The sequence below is a fragment of the Pseudarthrobacter sulfonivorans genome (assembly GCF_001484605.1).
Classification (GTDB): Bacteria; Actinomycetota; Actinomycetes; order Actinomycetales; family Micrococcaceae; genus Arthrobacter; species Arthrobacter sulfonivorans_A.
In genome coordinates, this window is sequence record NZ_CP013747.1 from 2,166,566 (window position 1) to 2,184,091 (window position 17,526).

17 protein-coding genes are annotated in these 17,526 nt (G+C 66.2%); 11 read left to right on the forward strand and 6 right to left on the reverse strand.

Annotated features, from left to right (window positions below):
• The first annotated feature begins 103 nt into the window (after nt 1-103).
• The 5 genes from AU252_RS09650 to AU252_RS09670 are packed head-to-tail and all read left to right on the forward strand — an operon-like array spanning nt 104 to nt 4,558.
• Nucleotides 104-1,063: an NAD(P)-dependent oxidoreductase gene (locus tag AU252_RS09650; RefSeq protein ID WP_276203747.1), complete on the forward strand. Its 960-nt coding sequence runs from the start codon at nt 104-106 to the stop codon at nt 1,061-1,063.
• A complete protein-coding gene (locus AU252_RS09655; protein ID WP_058930522.1) occupies nt 1,060-1,830 on the forward strand; it encodes an SDR family oxidoreductase in 771 nt (256 codons plus the stop codon). The genes AU252_RS09650 and AU252_RS09655 overlap by 4 nt, the downstream gene beginning before the upstream one ends.
• Nucleotides 1,830-2,978 carry an L-idonate 5-dehydrogenase gene (locus tag AU252_RS09660; protein ID WP_058930523.1) on the forward strand — a complete coding sequence of 383 codons (1,149 nt, stop codon included), beginning with the start codon at nt 1,830-1,832 and terminating at the stop codon, nt 2,976-2,978. The genes AU252_RS09655 and AU252_RS09660 overlap by 1 nt, the downstream gene beginning before the upstream one ends.
• A complete protein-coding gene (locus tag AU252_RS09665) occupies nt 2,975-3,505 on the forward strand; it encodes a gluconokinase (RefSeq protein WP_058930524.1) in 531 nt (176 codons plus the stop codon). Before AU252_RS09660 ends, AU252_RS09665 begins: the two co-directional genes overlap by 4 nt.
• 21 nt (nt 3,506-3,526) lie before the next feature.
• On the forward strand, nt 3,527-4,558 hold the full coding sequence (locus AU252_RS09670) for a sugar-binding transcriptional regulator (RefSeq protein WP_058930525.1): 1,032 nt from the start codon (nt 3,527-3,529) through the stop codon (nt 4,556-4,558).
• Here the strand turns inward: AU252_RS09670 and AU252_RS09675 are convergent.
• The gene (locus AU252_RS09675) at nt 4,535-6,049 is read right to left on the reverse strand and encodes a GntP family permease (RefSeq protein ID WP_058930526.1); all 1,515 of its coding nucleotides are present in this window, start codon (nt 6,047-6,049) and stop codon (nt 4,535-4,537) included. The genes AU252_RS09670 and AU252_RS09675 overlap by 24 nt on opposite strands.
• Nucleotides 6,050-6,296: 247 nt before the next feature.
• Here AU252_RS09675 and AU252_RS09680 point away from each other — a divergent pair, with 247 nt between their 5' ends.
• On the forward strand, nt 6,297-6,866 hold the full coding sequence (locus tag AU252_RS09680) for a VOC family protein (RefSeq protein ID WP_058930527.1): 570 nt from the start codon (nt 6,297-6,299) through the stop codon (nt 6,864-6,866).
• Nucleotides 6,867-7,022: 156 nt separating this feature from the next.
• Here the strand turns inward: AU252_RS09680 and mptB are convergent, their stop codons facing one another.
• Nucleotides 7,023-8,642, reverse strand: a complete 1,620-nt coding sequence (mptB, locus tag AU252_RS09685) for a polyprenol phosphomannose-dependent alpha 1,6 mannosyltransferase MptB (protein ID WP_058930528.1) — start codon at nt 8,640-8,642, stop codon at nt 7,023-7,025.
• A 212-nt stretch (nt 8,643-8,854) separates the two neighbouring features.
• Here mptB and AU252_RS09690 point away from each other — a divergent pair, with 212 nt between their 5' ends.
• On the forward strand, nt 8,855-10,381 hold the full coding sequence (locus AU252_RS09690; RefSeq protein WP_058930529.1) for a SulP family inorganic anion transporter: 1,527 nt from the start codon (nt 8,855-8,857) through the stop codon (nt 10,379-10,381).
• Between the two features lie 3 nt (nt 10,382-10,384).
• Here AU252_RS09690 and AU252_RS09695 read toward each other — a convergent pair whose 3' ends face one another.
• Genes AU252_RS09695 through AU252_RS09705 form a run of 3 tightly spaced genes read right to left on the reverse strand, consistent with a single transcriptional unit; the run spans nt 10,385 to nt 13,583 of the window.
• Entirely contained in the window at nt 10,385-11,536 is a 1,152-nt protein-coding gene (locus tag AU252_RS09695) for a GGDEF domain-containing protein (protein ID WP_058930530.1), read from the reverse strand.
• A gap of 49 nt (nt 11,537-11,585) precedes the next feature.
• On the reverse strand, nt 11,586-12,239 hold the full coding sequence (locus AU252_RS09700; RefSeq protein WP_058930531.1) for a response regulator: 654 nt from the start codon (nt 12,237-12,239) through the stop codon (nt 11,586-11,588).
• Nucleotides 12,240-12,272: 33 nt separating this feature from the next.
• Nucleotides 12,273-13,583, reverse strand: coding sequence for a sensor histidine kinase (locus AU252_RS09705; protein ID WP_058930532.1), 1,311 nt, complete (start codon nt 13,581-13,583; stop codon nt 12,273-12,275).
• 165 nt (nt 13,584-13,748) lie between these two features.
• Here AU252_RS09705 and AU252_RS09710 point away from each other — a divergent pair, with 165 nt between their 5' ends.
• From AU252_RS09710 to AU252_RS09725, 4 genes are all read left to right on the forward strand, one after another.
• Nucleotides 13,749-14,888 carry an ABC transporter permease gene (locus AU252_RS09710; RefSeq protein WP_058930533.1) on the forward strand — a complete coding sequence of 380 codons (1,140 nt, stop codon included), beginning with the start codon at nt 13,749-13,751 and terminating at the stop codon, nt 14,886-14,888.
• A 34-nt stretch (nt 14,889-14,922) separates the two neighbouring features.
• Nucleotides 14,923-15,687 carry an ABC transporter ATP-binding protein gene (locus tag AU252_RS09715; RefSeq protein WP_058930534.1) on the forward strand — a complete coding sequence of 255 codons (765 nt, stop codon included), beginning with the start codon at nt 14,923-14,925 and terminating at the stop codon, nt 15,685-15,687.
• Nucleotides 15,688-15,696: 9 nt separating this feature from the next.
• Nucleotides 15,697-16,401, forward strand: coding sequence for an alpha/beta fold hydrolase (locus AU252_RS09720; protein ID WP_058930535.1), 705 nt, complete (start codon nt 15,697-15,699; stop codon nt 16,399-16,401).
• 378 nt (nt 16,402-16,779) lie between these two features.
• A complete protein-coding gene (locus AU252_RS09725) occupies nt 16,780-17,082 on the forward strand; it encodes a DUF4193 domain-containing protein (RefSeq protein ID WP_058930536.1) in 303 nt (100 codons plus the stop codon).
• Between the two features lie 173 nt (nt 17,083-17,255).
• On the opposite strand, the gene AU252_RS09730 is transcribed toward AU252_RS09725, so the two are convergent.
• Nucleotides 17,256-17,507 carry a hypothetical protein gene (locus tag AU252_RS09730; protein WP_157768965.1) on the reverse strand — a complete coding sequence of 84 codons (252 nt, stop codon included), beginning with the start codon at nt 17,505-17,507 and terminating at the stop codon, nt 17,256-17,258.
• Between the last annotated feature and the right edge of the window lie 19 nt (nt 17,508-17,526).

The following is a 17,526-nucleotide window of genomic DNA, read 5'->3' on the forward strand; positions in this document are numbered from 1 at the left end:
ACTCAACTTTTGCTTAAGTAAACACGGGCCTCGGCCCGGGAACCAAGGTTGGAAATTGAACAACGATATCAACCCGCAGGCCACCGGCCCGGCGAACAGCACGATCACTCCGTTGAGTGCAGGCTTCGTCGGGCTGGGGCTGATGGGTGCCCCTATGGCCGCTAATCTGCTCAAGGCCGGGTGGTCGGTCACCGCCTGGAACCGCTCCACCGCCGCCGTCGATGACTTCGTGGGGCTGGGTGGTTCCCGTGCCAGGAACGTCGCGGCCCTGCGGGACGAGCCAGTGATCATCTTTATGCTCCCTGACCTTTCCTTCATCGAGGACGCCGCCTCCGGCCTCCTCGACGACTGGCGGTTGGCGCCGCCCCCGCCGGGAACGCTGGTGGTGGTCATGAGCAGCGTTTCGCCCGTGGGGGTCAAGGCCTTCGGCCTTGCCGTTGCCGACGCCAGCGGCGGGAACGCCATCGTGTTGGATGCTCCCGTCAGCGGAGGCACGGAAGGTGCCCAACGCGGAACCCTGGCCATAATGGCTGGCGGTCCGAGTGAGCATTTCGAGCGACTCCGGCCGGTCCTCGAAGCGATGGGCACCACGGTCAGGCGCCTGGGCGAACTTGGTTCCGGGTCACTTGCCAAGGCCTGCAACCAGCTGATCGTGGGAACCACGACGGCGGCGCTCGCCGAAGCTGCCGAACTCGCCGAGCGTTCGGGCATGGACGTTGAATCGCTCTTCGAGGTGCTTTCCGGAGGCCTTGCGGCCAGCAAGGTGCTGGACTTCGTCGGACCCCGCCTGGCCGCGAAGGACTATGCGCCCACCGGGCCGGCGAAGTTCATGCACAAGGATCTATCCTTCGTGATGGCGAGCGCCGCCGCCGCGGGGGCCACCGTGCCGATGGCGACGGCCGCCGTCGAACTTTACGGGGAACTCAAGGACCAGGGCCTGGGTGACCAGGACCTGGCCGTTGTGCGGCAAACCATTGCCAACCTCAGCGCAGCCGCCGCAACGACCATCGCAGCAGCAGCTGATGCCACTGCCCGCACTACCGTCCAGGAGACAGCGCTATGAGTCCACTTTTTGACCTGACCGGGCGGTTTGCCCTGGTGACGGGATCGAGCCGGGGGATCGGCAACGCGCTGGCCCGTGCACTGGCCGACGCCGGCGCGACGGTGGTGCTGAACGGCATCAATGCCGAAAGGCTTAAGGACGCCGCGGCCGCGATGGCCGCGGATTTTGCGCCGGGCCAGGTGCACAGCTGCGCCTTCGATGTCACCAGCGACGCGGAGGCCGCCCGCGGTGTGGCGTGGGTGGAAGAGAACGTGGGTCCGCTGGAGATCCTGGTGAACAACGCCGGGATCCAGCACCGGGTGCCGATGCTGGAGCTGGACGTGGCGGATTGGGAGCGGGTGATCTCCACGGACCTGACGAGCGCGTTTTTGGTGGGCCGCGAGGCTGCCCGGCACATGATTCCCCGGGGCCACGGCAAGATCATCAACATCTGCTCGGTCCAGACCGATCTGGCCCGTCCCACCATCGCACCGTACATCGCGGCCAAGGGCGGGCTGCGGAACCTGACACGGGCCATGACGGCCGAGTGGGCGGCCTCGGGCCTGCAGATCAACGGGATCGCACCGGGGTACATCCACACCGAGATGACGCAGAACCTCGTGGACGATGAGCAGTTCAACTCCTGGATCCTGGGCCGGACCCCGGCGAACCGGTGGGGGACGGTGCAGGACTTGGCCGGCCCGGCGGTGTGGCTTGCATCCAGCGGCTCGGACTTCGTGAACGGCCAGACCATCTTCATCGACGGCGGAATGACGGTGGTGGTCTGATGACAACTTCACCAGTGACGGCGTCAACAGTGACCAGGAAAGCACCGCTGCCTGAATCAGGTCCCGCCGTAGTGGCCCACGCAGCCGGTGACCTTCGCGTTGAGGACATCCCTTTGACTCCACCACCCGCGGACCAGGCTGTGGTTGAAATAGCTTACGGCGGCATTTGCGGCTCCGATCTGCACTACTGGCTGCACGGTGCGGCCGGGGAGTCGGTGCTGAAAGCGCCCATGGTACTCGGACACGAAATCGTGGGGGTGGTGGTCCGCGCTGCGGCAGACGGAACAGGTCCGGCAGAGGGCTGCGCCGTTGCCGTGCATCCGGCGACGCCGGGGCCGGGGCCGGGAGCAGGCCCTGGCATCGTCAAATATCCCGAGGACCGGCCCAACCTGTCACCGGGCTGCACCTACCTCGGCAGCGCCGCCCGGTTCCCGCACACAAACGGGGCCTTCAGCCGGTACTCCAACCTGCCAACCCGGATGCTGCGGGTCCTGCCGGACGGCCTGGATCTGAAGACCGCGGCGCTGATCGAGCCCGCCAGCGTGGCCTGGCACGCGGTGGCAAGAGCCGGGGACGTGGCCGGCAAGACGGCACTCGTGATCGGCAGCGGCCCCATCGGCGCGCTCGTTGTCGCCGTCCTGAAACGGGCCGGCGCCGCCCGGATCACCGCCGTCGACATGCACGCCAAGCCCTTGGAGATCGCTGCTGCTGTCGGGGCGGACGAGGTCCTGCAGGCCGGCGACGCGGAGGCAATTGTGGCGGTGCAGGCGGATGTCGTTATTGAGTCTTCCGGCAGCCACCACGGCCTGGCTTCGGCCATCAAGGGTGCGGTGCGCGGCGGGAAGGTTGTGATGGTTGGCCTCCTGCCGTCAGGGCCGCAGCCGGTCCTGATTTCGCTGGCGATTACGCGGGAGCTGGAACTGCTTGGCTCGTTCCGATTCAATGATGAGATCGACGACGTCATCACGGCGCTGGCGGACGGCTCTCTTTTTGTGGACCCCGTCATTACCCACGTCTTCCCCTTGGAACGCGGGCTTGAGGCGTTCGAAACGGCCAAGAACTCGGCCGAATCCGGCAAGGTGCTGCTCAGCTTCGCTCCGGCTGCTTCGGGAACGGCGCCGTCCACTGCGGGCGGGAGCACAACGTGAGCATTACACTCCGCCCCATGGTGGTCATGGGGGTCTCGGGAAGCGGCAAGAGCGTCCTGGGCGCAGCCCTGGGGCAAAGCCTTGGCATTCCTTTTATCGATGCCGATGACCTTCATCCGGCGTCAAACAAGGCCCTTATGGCAGCGGGCACGCCGCTCACCGATGAGAACAGGATTCCCTGGCTCAACGTGGTGGCCGGGACCATTGCCAAAGGAGTCAGCGAGGGCCATCCGAGTGTTGTTGCCTGCTCCGCCCTTAAACGTGCCTACCGCGACCTCCTGCGCAGCCACGTGCCTGACCTGCTGCTGATCTACATTGACGGCGCAGCCGAGATTATTGCGCAACGACTTGAAACCCGCGAGCACGAATTCATGCCCGCCACGCTGCTGGCTTCGCAGCTCGCCACGCTGGAAACGCCGATAGCGGACGAAGCGCATATCCGGGTTCCGGCCGAGCTTACGGTGGAGGAGGCCGTGGACCTTGTCCGAAGCACGCTTAGGCTGTCCGCGCCCGCTCGGCAGCGCTGACCACAGCAGGCTGACAAGGCAGTGGGCCGGGCAGAGGAGGACCTGCACGACGAACTTCTGGGGCGGGTAGCCCGCAGCTACTTCGTTCACGGCATGCTGCAGAACGAGATCGCCGCAACTGAACACCTATCGCGCCCCAGTGTGTCGCGCCTCCTGGCGGAGGCGCGCGCACGGGGCGTTGTCCAGTTCAGGATCGGCCCCCCGGTGGACCGCGTCCGGGAACTGGAAACGGAACTACGACGGCGGACAGGCCTGCGCCGCTGCGTGGTAGCCACGAACAAGCCCCGCGCCCTGTATGGAACGTCGAGCAGGCTGGGGTACGTGGCGGCACGCTACCTGGAGTCGCAGCTCGCCGCGACCCGGCTTTTTGGCGTTGCGTCGAGCCGGTCGTTGTCCTCAGTGGTGGACTCTCTGGCTGCTGCCCACCGTCCCGGCCTGACAGTGGTTGACCTTCTGGGGTGCCCGGCGGGCAGCACTCCCGGCGGCACCGGGAAAGCCGGGGAATGCGGCCGGTTCTTGGATGGCAGCGGACCCAACACGGCCCAGCTCATTTCCATCCGCTTGGGCGCGGCCTTCCGTGCGCTCCCCGCACCCTTCGTGTACAGGTCCGGGAGAGCCCTCGACGCTGCCCTTGATTCGGAACTGGTCCGGGGATCGCTAGAGCTCGGACAGCGCTGCGAGGTTGCCCTGGTTGGCATCGGATCAATGCAGCGTTTCGATGGCACGGGCGTCTACAGTCCCATTCCTGCCCAGGAACTCGCCCGGCTCGAGCTGCAGGGTGCTGTGGGCCATCTATGCGGCCACTTTCTCCGGACGGACGGTTCGCGGGTTGAAGCCGGAGTCGCGCCGTTTGTGCTGGGAATAGGTGCCGACGACCTACAGCACATCCCGCAACGGATCGCCGTAGCCGCCGGCCCCCACAAGGTGGTGCCGATAGCCGCAGCCATCAGCGGTGGCATGATCTCGGAACTGGTCACTGACCACACCACCGCCGCCGCCCTGCTATCCCTGCTTAGGGCGGATAGGACGTCAGGACACCGCGAGCCACAGTAGTGAGGCGATGGTCGCCGTCACGCAGCCCATGATGGTGACTCCGACCGTCCAGGTTTTGAGCATGACCTGCTCGCTGATGCCGAAGTAGCGGGACAGCACCCAGAAGCCGGCATCGTTGAAGTTGGACAGGCACATACCGCCGGCGGACACGCCCACAGCCAGCAGCGCGAGCTGGCTGGGATTCAGGCTCGTTGTGTCGAAGGACTGGGCCAGCAGCACCGCCACAAACGTGACTGCCGCCGTCGTAGTTCCCAGTGTTGCCCGCAGGATTGCGGCGAGCACAAAGCCGAACAGCACCAGCGGAAGGTGGATGTCTGCCAGGGTGTCCAGGAGCTGTTTGCCCACGCCGGAGGCACCAATGATGGAGCCGAACGCAACGCCCCCGCCGGTGGAGACGAGGATTTCCCCCACCGGTTTCATGCCCTGCATCCCGAAGAACGAGATGCTCTCTCCGCGCCGGACCCTGGGCGTCAGCAGGAGTGCATACGCGCAGAAGACCGTGATTGTGAGAGCCAGCCAGGGAGTGCCAAGGAACGCCAGGATGTCGAGTACCGTCTGGGCAGGCCCGCCGAGGTGCAGGGAGCCGGCGAGGGTCTGGATGAGGATCAGCACAATGGGGAGCAGCAGGACGAACAGCAGTTTGCCGACGGCGGGACGCTCGTGTCCTTCCAAGGAGGAAAAAGTGGCGGAGCGTGCCGGTGAAGTCGCCACGGCTGTCGTTGCAAAGGAAGCACCACCGCTGCCTGACGGCACTCTACTACTGTCGGAGGCCGGCGTCGTGCTGTCCTTCGCGGGAGCCGGAGTGATCTCCTCGGAGGCCCCGCCGTCGTAGGCCGCGTCGAGGTCAAAGGTGCCGTTGGCAGTCAGTTTCCTGGCCGCCCACTGCGAATAGAGGAAGGCGATGCCCACGCCGGGCAGCATCGCGAGCATCCCATACATGATCAGGAGCCCGAAGTTCACGTTCAGCGCCGTTGCGATGGCTACAGCCCCCGGGTGCGGCGGGACGATGGAGTGCATGCCCAGGACGGCGATGGCCATCGGGATGGCGAAGAAGATGATGGACTTCCGGGACTGGCGGGCGACGGCGATGGTGACGGGCGCCAGCAGGATCACGGCGGTGTCGAAGAAGATGGTGCTGCCGACGAGGAGCCCGCACATGGTCATGGCCAGTGGGCCGCGTTTGTTTCCTATGCGCTGGAGCATCTTTTCGCCCAGCACTTCACTGCCGCCTGAGCGGCGGATGATTTCGCCGATCACGCAGCCCAGGGCGATCAGGGGGACCATGTGGCCCAACTGCTTCCCCATGGCAGGTTCCATCACGGCGAAGATGCCTGTTTTGGGATCGATGAGCGGCACGCCCATCGCCAGGGCAAGGCCGACGGCGACAACCGTCATGGTGATAAAGGGGTGGATCTTGAGTTTCACAATCATGAAGAACAGGACAACGATGCTGAGGACCACCATCGTCATGGAATACCAGATCGGGTACATATCGCTCCTTCGCGACAAGGCGGTGGCGGCGGCTGTGCCGCACGTCACTGAATATGGTTTTCGGGCCGACCCGATCCAACCCGTCACCGGATGCGCCGGTCAATGAATCCGCGGGAACCTGAACATCCGTTCCAATACCCGCCAGTTTGTGCCTTCAGCCTGCGATTTTGTTGCCGTGGCTCCAATACTGGAGGTTCGTTTTCCACACCAGCCTCATGGACGAGGCTGCCGAACAGAAGGGCCCTCCATGCGCCACAACCAGCTCCTCAAGTCCCGCACTAAGGAATTGCCGGCACGAACCATGAGCATGCATCATGTGTGCCTCGTTGTCTCCGACATTGCCGACACCAGGGATTTCTACGTCAACGTCCTCGGATTCGAGGAGATCCACCGGCCCACAGACTTTGTGTTCCACGGCGCGTACTTCCATAACGGCGATGTTGAAGTTCACGTAGTCCAGGAATCCGAACCAGGACGGCTGTCCCGTCATGCGCCGGAGTGGGGTGGCGAGGAACTGCGCACTGGGCTGTGCCATCACTTCGCGGTCATGGTGGATTCGTTTGAGCCGTTCCTGGCGGCAATGCGGGAGCGGGGGCTGGAGCGTGCGGGTGGACCACGGGTCCGTGACGACTACGTGGAGCAGATCTACATTGCCGATCCCGACGGCCACGTCATCGAACTCCTTTATCAGCACACCCCAGAAGCCGGCCATGCCCGGCGCATCGAAATCTTCGATCTGGGCATCGCCGTTCCCGTAGCTCCTGGACACCACGTGCTCGACCCGCGCGCCAAGTACGGGGTGCATTACGCGGGTTAGGCTGGCAGCCCAGGAAGTGCCTGCAGGCAGTTGCGGTCAGGATGGAGCTGTTGCGCCGCGACGGCTCCATCCTGCACGCTAGTTGAACGACTGCAGTTCAGGTCAAGAATCAGGCCGTAGCCGCGTGGCAGAGCCTATTGACGGAACGGGCGCTGGCTATCTAGTGCTGCGGCGCTGGTCCAGGACCCAGCGCCAACCACGCCGGGCCCAGTCCGAGGGTTTGCCCTCGATCAGCAGCTTCCGCGTGTGGATGTCCAGGACCAGCAGATAGAACGTGAACAGCAGCGCCGTCACGAAAGCCAGCGACGACGCGTCAATGGCCAGCTCCACAAAGGACCAGACCGAGAGCTGGTCCTGGGCTCCGAACACCACAAAAAACGTCACGCCCACGTAGAGACACCGGATCTGCCAGTCGTTCCGGATGCCGGTGGCGGCAAGGAACGGCACAAACCAGAGAATGTACCAGGGCTGGATGATGGGCGAAAGCATCACGACGGCGGCGAACGCCAGGGCCAGCCGGCGCACCGCCCGCGAGTAATCGCCACGGAACATCAGCAGCAGCACCAGCCCGATGGCCGCCCACTTCATGCCGGTCCGCAAGAGGTCCGCGATGGTGCCGCCCGGCAGTCCCAGCACGTTGCCGAGGAACTCAACCTGCTGCCCCAGGAACCCCGACGGCGAATAGCCGGTGTAACCCGGCGTCGGGTCCATGATGGCCCAGACCCAGCCCAACCCGAGGTTGTACGGGATCCCGCTGACGGCCAGAACGGCGAAACTGATTCCCGCCGTCGCTCCCCAAATAAGGAACTTCCGCGTCCACGAGGCGGCGTGCCCCGCCCACATGACCCCGATGAACGGCAGGAGCAGCACGGTGATCGGCTTGATCCCGATGGAGGCCGTGACAAGGAGGATTCCGGCCAGGTAGCGCTTCGTCGCGGCGAAGTAGACACCGGCGACGGCGAGGCCCACCATCAGCGCGTCGTTGTGGGCGCTGGCCACGAAACTGATGAGGAACAGCGGGTTGGCCACCGCGATCCAGAGTGCCCGCGCTCCGTTGATGCCGTGCAGTTCGGCCAGCTTGGGCACGTAAATGACGCAGAGCAGAACCCCGACGCCGGCGATCAGGCGGAACAGCAGGACGGACACATCGGGCTGCGCCCCTGTCAGCTCCACCACGCCGCGGGCGAGCCACAGGAAGTAGGGCCCGTAGGGGGTCCTGTTCTCGGCCCACGCCGGGTCCGCGCCGAGGGCAAACCAGTTGTTGAGGGTGGAAATGCCCACGGCGTAAGGGTTCTGGCCTTCCATGACCAGGCGGCCCTGGCCGGTATAGGCATAGACATCGCGGGAGAAGATGGGGACGGCCAGCAGGAGCGGCAGGGACCAGGCGGAAATGGCTATGACCACCGACCGCAGCGAGTGTTCGCCCCAGTCGTCCAGGCGCTGGCCCAGCCGGAGCCAGGACCGCATCAGGAGCATGGCGCCTACCGTCAGGAGCACGGTGGACAACGTAACGCCCCAGCCCTCGGTCCGCAGCGCGATGACCACCGGCTGGCGGATCATGGGTGAGCCGTTGGCGATCCAGCCCGTTCCGATCGAGCCCACAAACATCATGAGGGCGCCGAGGAACCCCTGCCAGGTGGCGATGTACACCCGGCGCTTCGGGGGGGGAGCTAGGGCGGGCGCGGCAGCCTCCGGGAGCTCCGCGCCGGCAGCCGTCTTTTTCGACGGACCGGGGACGCTCTCCGAAGTGCCGATGTGTGAACCGCCTGCCGTCATGTCTTGTTGGTCCCCTACTTACGTTACGGCGCTGGCTGGACTAGCTATAGGCCGGTCTACAACCCAGTCATTTTAGCAGTTGGCTTAGCGCGTGCCCCAGACTGGTAAGGGCGGACGTGCCCCCTATTTCGCAATGAGGCGTCGCGCCGCCCCCTCCCCGCCTCAGAATGAAGCCACCACTTCCGGCTTCACCAGCACGATTGGACCCAGCCATGGCCGCACGAAGCGTCCCCGATGCCCGGACCGGCACGCCCCAGCAGCTCCAATCAGTCCGCGCCACCCTTCGCTCGCCGCGGCGGCTGAAGACCGAGGCGCTGGCAGGCCTGGTGGTGGCACTGGCCCTGATCCCGGAGGCGATCGCCTTCTCGGTGATCGCGGGCGTGGATCCGCGGATCGGCCTGTTCGCCTCGTTCACCATGGCTGTCACCATCTCTTTTGTGGGCGGCCGGCCCGCCATGATTTCCGCCGCCACCGGCGCCGTCGCCCTGGTCATCGCTCCGCTGATGCGCAGCCACGGCCTGGACCACCTGATCGCGGCGGTGATCCTGGCCGGCGTTTTCCAGATCCTGCTGGCGGTCCTCGGCGTCACACGATTGATGCGGTTCATCCCGCGCTCGGTGATGGTGGGCTTCGTGAACGCCTTGGCCATCCTGGTGTTTATGGCCCAGATTCCCGAACTGATCGGCGTGCCGTGGATGGTTTATCCGCTGGTGGCCGTGGGCCTGGTCATCGTGGTGCTCCTGCCCAGAATCACGACGGCGGCGCCCTCACCCTTGGTGGCAATCGTGGTGCTCACCCTGTTTGCCGTGCTGGCCGGCGTGGATGTGCCCACCGTCCAGGACAAGGGCCAGCTGCCCGAGACCCTGCCTTCGGTGTTTATCCCCAACGTGCCGCTGACGTGGGAGACGTTCCAGGTTCTGGCACCCTTCTCACTGTCCATGGCTTTGGTGGGGCTGCTCGAATCGCTGATGACCGCCAAACTGGTGGACGACATCACGGACACCCGGTCCAACAAGACCCGCGAGTCCTGGGGCCAGGGCGTGGCGAACATCGTCACCGGCTTTTTCGGCGGCATGGGCGGCTGCGCCGTGATCGGCCAGACCATGATCAACGTCAAGGGATCCGGGGCACGGAGCCGCGTGTCCACGTTCCTGGCCGGCGTTTTTCTGCTGGTCCTGGTGGTGGTGCTCGGCGATGTTGTGGGCCTGATTCCGATGGCCGCGCTGGTGGCCGTAATGATCTTCGTGTCCGCCATTACCTTCGACTGGCACTCCATCGCCCCGCGGACCCTGCGCCGGATGCCCAAGTCCGAGACCGCCGTCATGGTGATCACCGTGGCGGTGGTGTCGGCCACGCACAACCTGGCCATCGGCGTCGGAGCGGGCGTGCTGGCGGCCACGGCGCTGTTCGCCCGGCGCGTGGCGCACTTCGTCACGGTGGAACGGATCGTCGTCGAACTTAACGGCGAAAATGTGGCCACCTACACCGTGGACGGCGAGCTGTTTTTTGCCTCGTCCAACGACCTGTACACGCAGTTCGAGTACGCCCTGGACGCCGGGCCGGACGTCAGCCGGGTGATTGTGGACCTGCACGCCTCGCACCTCTGGGACGCCTCAACCGTCGCGGTGCTGGACGCCGTGACCGAGAAGTACCGCCGGCACGGGCGGGACGTGGAGCTGATCGGGCTGAATGCAGCCAGCGTGGCCATGCGGGAACGGCTGGCGGGGAAGCTGAACTGACGGCTAGCTGAGCCGGTCGCTGTGAACGGTGCGGTTCCGTCCCAGTGACTTGGCGGCGTAGAGGGCCCGGTCAGCAGCGGCGATGAGGTCCTCCAGGCCGGAGGTCCCGGCGTCGTACAGCGCCACACCATAACTGACCGTGGGCATTTGAAGTCCGTCGGCGGTGGGGACCTGGGCGAGGCGCCGGCTGACCTCCTCCGCGATTTTCTCCGCCCGTCCGGCGGAGGCCCCCGGGATGAGAAGGACGAATTCTTCCCCGCCGTACCTGCCCACCAGGTCCGTGGACCTGACAGTGTCCCGGCACGCCCCGGCGAAGGCCTGCAGCGCGACATCCCCGGCAGCATGGCCGTAGGTGTCGTTGACGGCCTTGAAATTGTCCAGGTCCGCGAGGATCAGGGCGCCTGTTCCCTGGGTGACGGCCCTGTCGTTCAGCAGCTCGGTGACCATATCCAGGAATGCTTTGCGGTTGAGCAGGCCCGTGAGATCGTCCCGGGTGGCCACCATGCGCAGGGCGCGGGTCTGCTGTTCGGTGCTCAAGGCAGCCATGCTGAAGGACACCACCACCAGCAGCACCATGGTCACCAGCGTGGTCCCTGCGGACCCGAAGAACGTGGCGAAGGTGGGTCCGTCCGGGCCTTCCAGTACGAAGTACACCAGCCGGCCGAAATAGAACACGGCCATCACGGCCGCCGCAACGGCCATCGGCACCCGCACACGCGAATAGCCCGGCTCCAGGCGCCAGAGTTCCCGGGAAGCGAGCGCCATAGTCACGCACATCGCGGCGAGGAACACTGCGCCGCCTGCCCAGACGTCGGTGCCGGGGTCGTCGACGGCGGTGGCAACCAGTGTGACCAGCGGCAGCCCCGTGAATAGCCAGCGTCGCGGCCGCAGGTCCCGGAGCGAGCGGGCACCGGCCCACACGGCTACGCCGCCGTGGACCAGCAGGACGTTGCCGAGAGTGTTGGCCCACCACTGATGCGCGGTTCCGTTGAGCAGGAAGGCGGCCGATCCGGCCAGGAAGAACACCAGCGCGAGGCACCACCAGCCGCTATAGGGCGAGCGCGTGTAGCGGTAGGCCGAAAAGTAGAACAGCAGCCCCAGGACCAGAGCCATCACGCCGAAGGCGACCCTGAGCGTGGCGGTATCCAGGACCATGTCCAAAGTCCCCCTGACGACTAAGCGATGAACGCCCAGTATCGCACCGTTACAGGCCTGGAGTGCGGATAATCCGGCGTTGCGTGGCCAGGGCGATGGCGGAGGTCCGGTTGTCCACGCCGAGCTTGCCGTAGATGTGCACGAGGTGGGTTTTGACGGTGGCCTCGGAAATGAAAAGCCGCCGGGCGATAGCGCGGTTTGTCAGGCCGGTGGCCAGCAGTTCAAGCAGCTGGACCTCGCGGGTTGTGAGGGCAGTTTCCGGGCTGCTGATCCGCGACATCAGCAGTGCCGCGACCTTCGGAGCCAGCGCCGTCTGGCCGGCCGCCGCCGACAGTACCGCCTGGCGGATCTGTTCCGGCGGCGCGTCCTTGAGCATGTAGCCGCTGGCGCCTGCCTCGACGGCGGCCAGGATGTCCGCCTCGGTGTCGTAGGTGGTCAGAATCAGGACCGGCGGCGGGGCGTCCAGCTTCCGGATCGCGGCGGTGGCGGTGACACCGTCCATCCCGGCGCCCATCTGCAGGTCCATCAGCACCACGTCCACGCGGTCCCCCAGTGTCCGCAGCCGCGCGAGTTCCCGCAGCGCGGCGTCCCCGTCGGCGGCCTCGGCAGCCACGCTAAAGTCAGCGAATTCAGTGAGCATGGCGCGCAGGCCCGCGCGGACCACGGGATGGTCATCCACCAGGAGAATACGGAGCTCCCCCATCAGTCCCGCTCCCCCATCAGTCCCGCTCCCCCATCAGTCCCGCTCCCCCGTCGTCCCGGTGAGCGGCAGCCGGATGGCGACGACGGTCCCCTCGCCGGGTGCCGTCTCCACCTCCAGGGAGCCGTTCAGCTCAGCCACCCGGGCAGCCAGCGAGCGCAGCCCGAACCCGCTGCCGTCCGCCCGGCCGGCCACGCCGGACCCCGGCGTTTCCGGCACAAAGCCCGTGCCGTCGTCGTACACGTCCATGGTGACCTCGTCCCCGAGGAACGCAAGGGTGACGACGGCGGTTCTCGCCTTGGCGTGGAGCCTCACGTTGGCAAGGCTGGCCTGGGCGGCCCGGAGCAGGGTGACGCTGTACTGCGGCGGCAGCTCCGCGGGGTCGCCCACCAGCTCGAAGCGGCAGCGGAGTCCGTCACCGCGCGCGGCGGCCAGCGTTTCGGTTTCGCCGCAGAGCCGTTGCAGGCTTTCCGGGAGCGACGACTCCTGGAGCTGGGGCGAGGTGAGGCCGCGGACAAAGCTGCGGGCCTCCGCGAGGTTTTCCGACGCCGTCTGCTGCACCAGCGCGAACCGCTCCGCGGCGGTGGCAAGATCGCCGCTGGCCAGGGACTTCTCTGCCGCCCGCGCCACCAGGACGATGCTGGACAGGCCCTGCGCCAAGGTGTCGTGGATTTCGCGGGCCAGGCGCTCACGCTCAGCTGCGACGCCGGCCTCATGCTGGGTTCTGGCAAGTTCTGCGCGGGTGCGCCGGAGTTCGTCCGCCGCCAGCCGCTGGGCTTCACTCTCCTGGTAGAGCGCGCGGTAAGCCAGCCCGGTGACCACGGCGAAAACGGCACCCAGCCCCGGCCCCAGGACCATGGGTAACGTGGGCGACGGCAGCTCGCTGGCCACCCACTGCGAAGCCACGACGGCGGCCGTCATCGCGGCGATGGTGAACAGCGCAATCCGGCGAGGTAGAACATGCAGGTGGAGGAAGAAGAGCGGAAAGGCCACCCAGGAAAATTCGGCGCTGCCGGCGAGGAGGACGCCCCACAGTGCTGTGACAAGGCCCAGCCAGGGGGCGGCGTAGGGGTGCGGGTTGAAGCTGGAGCGGCCGGCGGCGAAGCGCTTCTCCAGGATGGTGCCGGCGAGGTAAGCCGCGGCGAGTGCAAGGGCGAGTGCGGACCAGGCGAGCCGCTGCGCTCCCAGGGGAGTGCCGGCGCCGTGCGTGCCGACGGCTCCGTCAGCGAAGTGGAGCCGCAGGATTGCGACCAGCAGCAGCACGGCAAAACCGACGTGAAGCGTCACCCGAAGGAACCGCAGGATGGCAGCCCCCGACGGGGTGGTCTGTGGGTCCGCGGCAGGCATTTCACCAGCTTAGGCGCCTGCGGGAATGTGCGGATCAACCAAAAGGTTGACCGCCTCTTCAACCTCTTGTCCCGCCGGGCTCAACTAAATCCTCGATGTGGGCCGGGCCGATGCGCCGGAGAGTGGATTCAGAAGGAATTCCACCCCCACTGAAGGAAGTACAACGTGTTTCTCGCTATTCGCGACATCCGGTTCGCCAAGGGCAGGTTCGCCCTGATGGGCGGCGTGGTGGCCCTGGTGACGCTGCTGCTGGTGCTGCTCTCCGGGCTCACCGCAGGGCTGGGCGACCAGTCCACGTCCGCCATCGGGAAGCTGGGGAGTGGCCAGACGGGAAGCGGCGCTGGCTCCGGGCCGGTGGACAGCATCGTTTTTGGCGCCCCGGGCACTAACCAGCCCACGGCGTCCTTCACCGAAAGCGAAGTGACGGCCGCGCAGGTGGACAGTTGGAAGCAGGTCCCGGGCGTGGCAAGCGCCGAAGCCCTGGGCATCAGCCAGTCCCGTCTGCAGGGCGGCGACGGCGGCACCGCCAATGTGGCGGTGTTCGGCGTTGCCGACGACGGCCACCTGGCGCCGTCGCAGGTCCAGGCGGGGTCGGTGGTGATCGGCGCGACCGTCGCCGCAGATCTCTCGCTCGACGTCGGAGACACGGCCACGGTGAGTGGCACTGAGGTGACCGTCGCCGCCGTCGTGGATGACCAGTGGTATTCGCACACCGGGGTGGTGTGGACGGCGCTGCCCACCTGGGCCGAGGTGGCGCATGTAGCGCCGGCGGCCGGCAGCGCGCCGGGCAGCATCCCGGTGGCCACCGTCGTTGCCGTCACGTACCAAGACGGGGCCGTAGTGGACGAGGACGCCGCGAATGCGATGGCGCGTACGGTCAGCACCAGCCTCACGGGTTCGTTCCAGGCGCTGGGTTCTTTCAAGAGCGAGAACGGGTCGCTGATGCTGATGCAGGCGTTCCTGTACGGGATTTCGGCGCTGGTGATCGTGGCCTTCCTGACGGTTTGGACCGTGCAGCGCACCCGCGATATCGCCGTCCTCAAGGCCATGGGCGCATCCGGCGGCTACGTGCTGCGCGATGCCATGACCCAGGCCGCCATTGTGCTGCTGGCCGGCGCGGGCCTGGGCGGGGCGGTCGGAATTCCGGGCGGATTCGCCGCGGCACAGGCCGCACCCTTCCTGGTCACGCCGGCCACCACGCTGCTTCCCGTGCTGGGAATTGTGGCGCTGGGCCTGGCGGGCGCCGCCCTGGCCGTGCGCCGGGTGACCACCATCGATCCGCTGATCGCCCTCGGCGGCAACTAATTCCTCTCCCTGAAACTCTTGAAAGGTACTTCCCATGTCTGTTACTACTACTGCAGCCCTCACCCCTACCGCCGGCTCCGCCCTCACCCACCCGCTGACCCTCAGCAACGTCACCCTCGAATACCCGGACGGCGGCGGAACCATCAAGGCCCTGGACAGCGTCAGCCTCCGGGTCGCAGCCGGCCGGATGGTGTCGCTGGTGGGCCCGTCCGGCTCGGGCAAATCCAGCCTCCTGGCCGTCGCCGCCACCCTGGTCCGCCCCACCAGCGGGGACGTGATCATCGACGGGATCAACACCGGAGGGCTGAAGGACAAGGAACTGACCGCGCTGCGGCGGGAGACGGTGGGCATCATCTTCCAGCAGCCCAACCTCCTGGCGTCCCTGACCGCCGTCGAGCAGTTGATGATTGGGCATCACCTGCGCGGCAACCCGCTGAAGGCCGCGCGTTCGCGGGCTCTTGACCTGTTGGATCTAGTGGGCTTGGCTGAGTCCGCCGGCAAGCGCCCGCACCAGCTCTCGGGCGGGCAGCGGCAGCGGGTGAATATTGCCCGGGCGCTTATGGGCAGCCCGAAGGTGCTGCTGGTGGATGAGCCGACGGCGGCGCTGGACCACGCGCGCAGCGCGTCGATCGTCGGGCTGCTGCGCCGGGTCACCGACGAGTTCCAGGTGGCCACGGTGATGGTCACACACGACACCGAATTCGTCCCGCTGACCGACGCCGTCGCTGTAATGCGCGACGGCGGCCTGACCGCCCCGGTCGTGCCCGGCGCCTTACTTAGCGCCGGGGTCGCGGAGTAGGGTTCCGTCATGGACATCATCTTGGTACCCGGTTTCTGGTTGGACGCGTCGTCGTGGGAGAAGGTGACGCCTGCCCTGAAGGCGGCGGGGCACACAACCCATCCACTGACTCTTCCCGGCCTTGAATCTGTGGGCGCACGGCGTGGCGGCATCACTCTGAAGGACCATATTGCCGCCGTCGTAGACGTTCTGGACGGTCTCGACGGAAAGGTGGTCCTCGTGGGGCACTCCGGTGGTGGCGCGGTCATCCACGGCGTGGCGGACGCACGGCCGGACCGCGTTGCCCGGAATATTTACGTGGACAGCGGACCCCTGGGCGAGGGCGGCGTCATCAATGACGGGCTGCCCACCGAGGGCGACGACGTGCCCCTGCCGCCGTGGGATGGCTTCGATGACGCCGATCTGGTGGACCTCACCGATGAGTTGCGCGCGTCGTTCCGGGCGCGCGCCATCCCCGAGCCCAGGGGCGTTGCGCATGGCCGGCAGCGCCTGCATGACGTCCGCAGGTACGACGTTCCGGCGACTGTGATCGCGTGCCAGTTCCCGTCGTCGCTCCTCACCGAATGGATCGACGCCGGCCATCCCTTCACCGCCGAGCTGGCCCGCATCCGCGACGTCGAGTACGTGGACCTCCCCACCGGCCATTGGCCCCAGTTCACCAAACCTGTGGAGCTGGGCCAGGCGATCCTGGCAGCGGTGGAACGGGCGGCGTGAGCGTCGGGCCCAGGAGTGACATTCGTTGATCCCGCTGTCTTCCGTCAACGTTGATCCGACTCTGATGGACCGTTTGATGTCCGCGGCGCATGGCTCATTCAATGCATGGCCTGGATCAGGGTTCATCTGATGAGATACGCAGAGAACAACTTTACGTAACGTCCGCTATCAGCAGCCGTCGCCCGTGGGGGAGTTGTACGTTCCGGGGACGGCCCAATGCTCTGGCGTTGGGGCGAGGGGAATGCGCCGACGCGGGCTGCGAAGCGTGGGCCCGTCGGCGTCCGGTCCTTTGACATGGGAACAACGGCGCATTGGTGTACGTTGCAGTCTCGTCAGAATGAACATCGTAGAAAAAGTCAGAAATGAGAATCACCTAAAGTGGCAACCGATTACGACGAAGTCCGTTCCGATGTCAAGGAGTCACAGGACCGTTCCTTGGAGGCTTTGCAGTCTGCGAATGCCCCGGATGCCCGCAGCGTCGTCAATGAACTGGACGAAGCCGATGCACTCGATGAGGGCCTAACCCCCGGGGGAGAGATCGTCGCCGAGGAGCTCATCGTTCAGCTCATTCCCCAGGCGGCGGACGAGTTCACCTGCTATTCATGTTTCCTGGTCCGGCACCGGTCTCAACTCGCCCGCGAGAGCAAGGGCCACTCGTACTGCATCGAGTGCGAAGGTTAGGCCGTCTTCGTCAGGGCGCAGAATACGACAGCACGCCGTCAGCGTGACGCATCCTCCTAGCGGTGTTTAGCCCCAGAAAGCGTGGGGGCGTCATCTTGGGACGTGGCTTCGGCGACTCGAGCGGCGATACGAGGGTGGATTTCCTACCCTGACGGGGAGATTGCTGTTGCGGATCAGGCTGCCTGTGTAGCCATTGCTGCCAGGGGCGCCGCGCTGTCGGGTGCGAGGATGCTCAGCCTGTAGTCGGACTGGAGCGGATCGACGCGGGCAGGCAGGTGGCGGGACTTCGAGCAGGCCTGGAGTTCTTCCAGCGCGTCGGGCTCGATGCGGGCCCGGGTCATATCAAGCTCCAGGGTCATGCCCGCGGTGAGCGAGTTGGCGCGCTTCATGACGTCGTAAAGGCCGTTCACGCTTTGGGATGTCACATGACTTCTGCGATGGCCA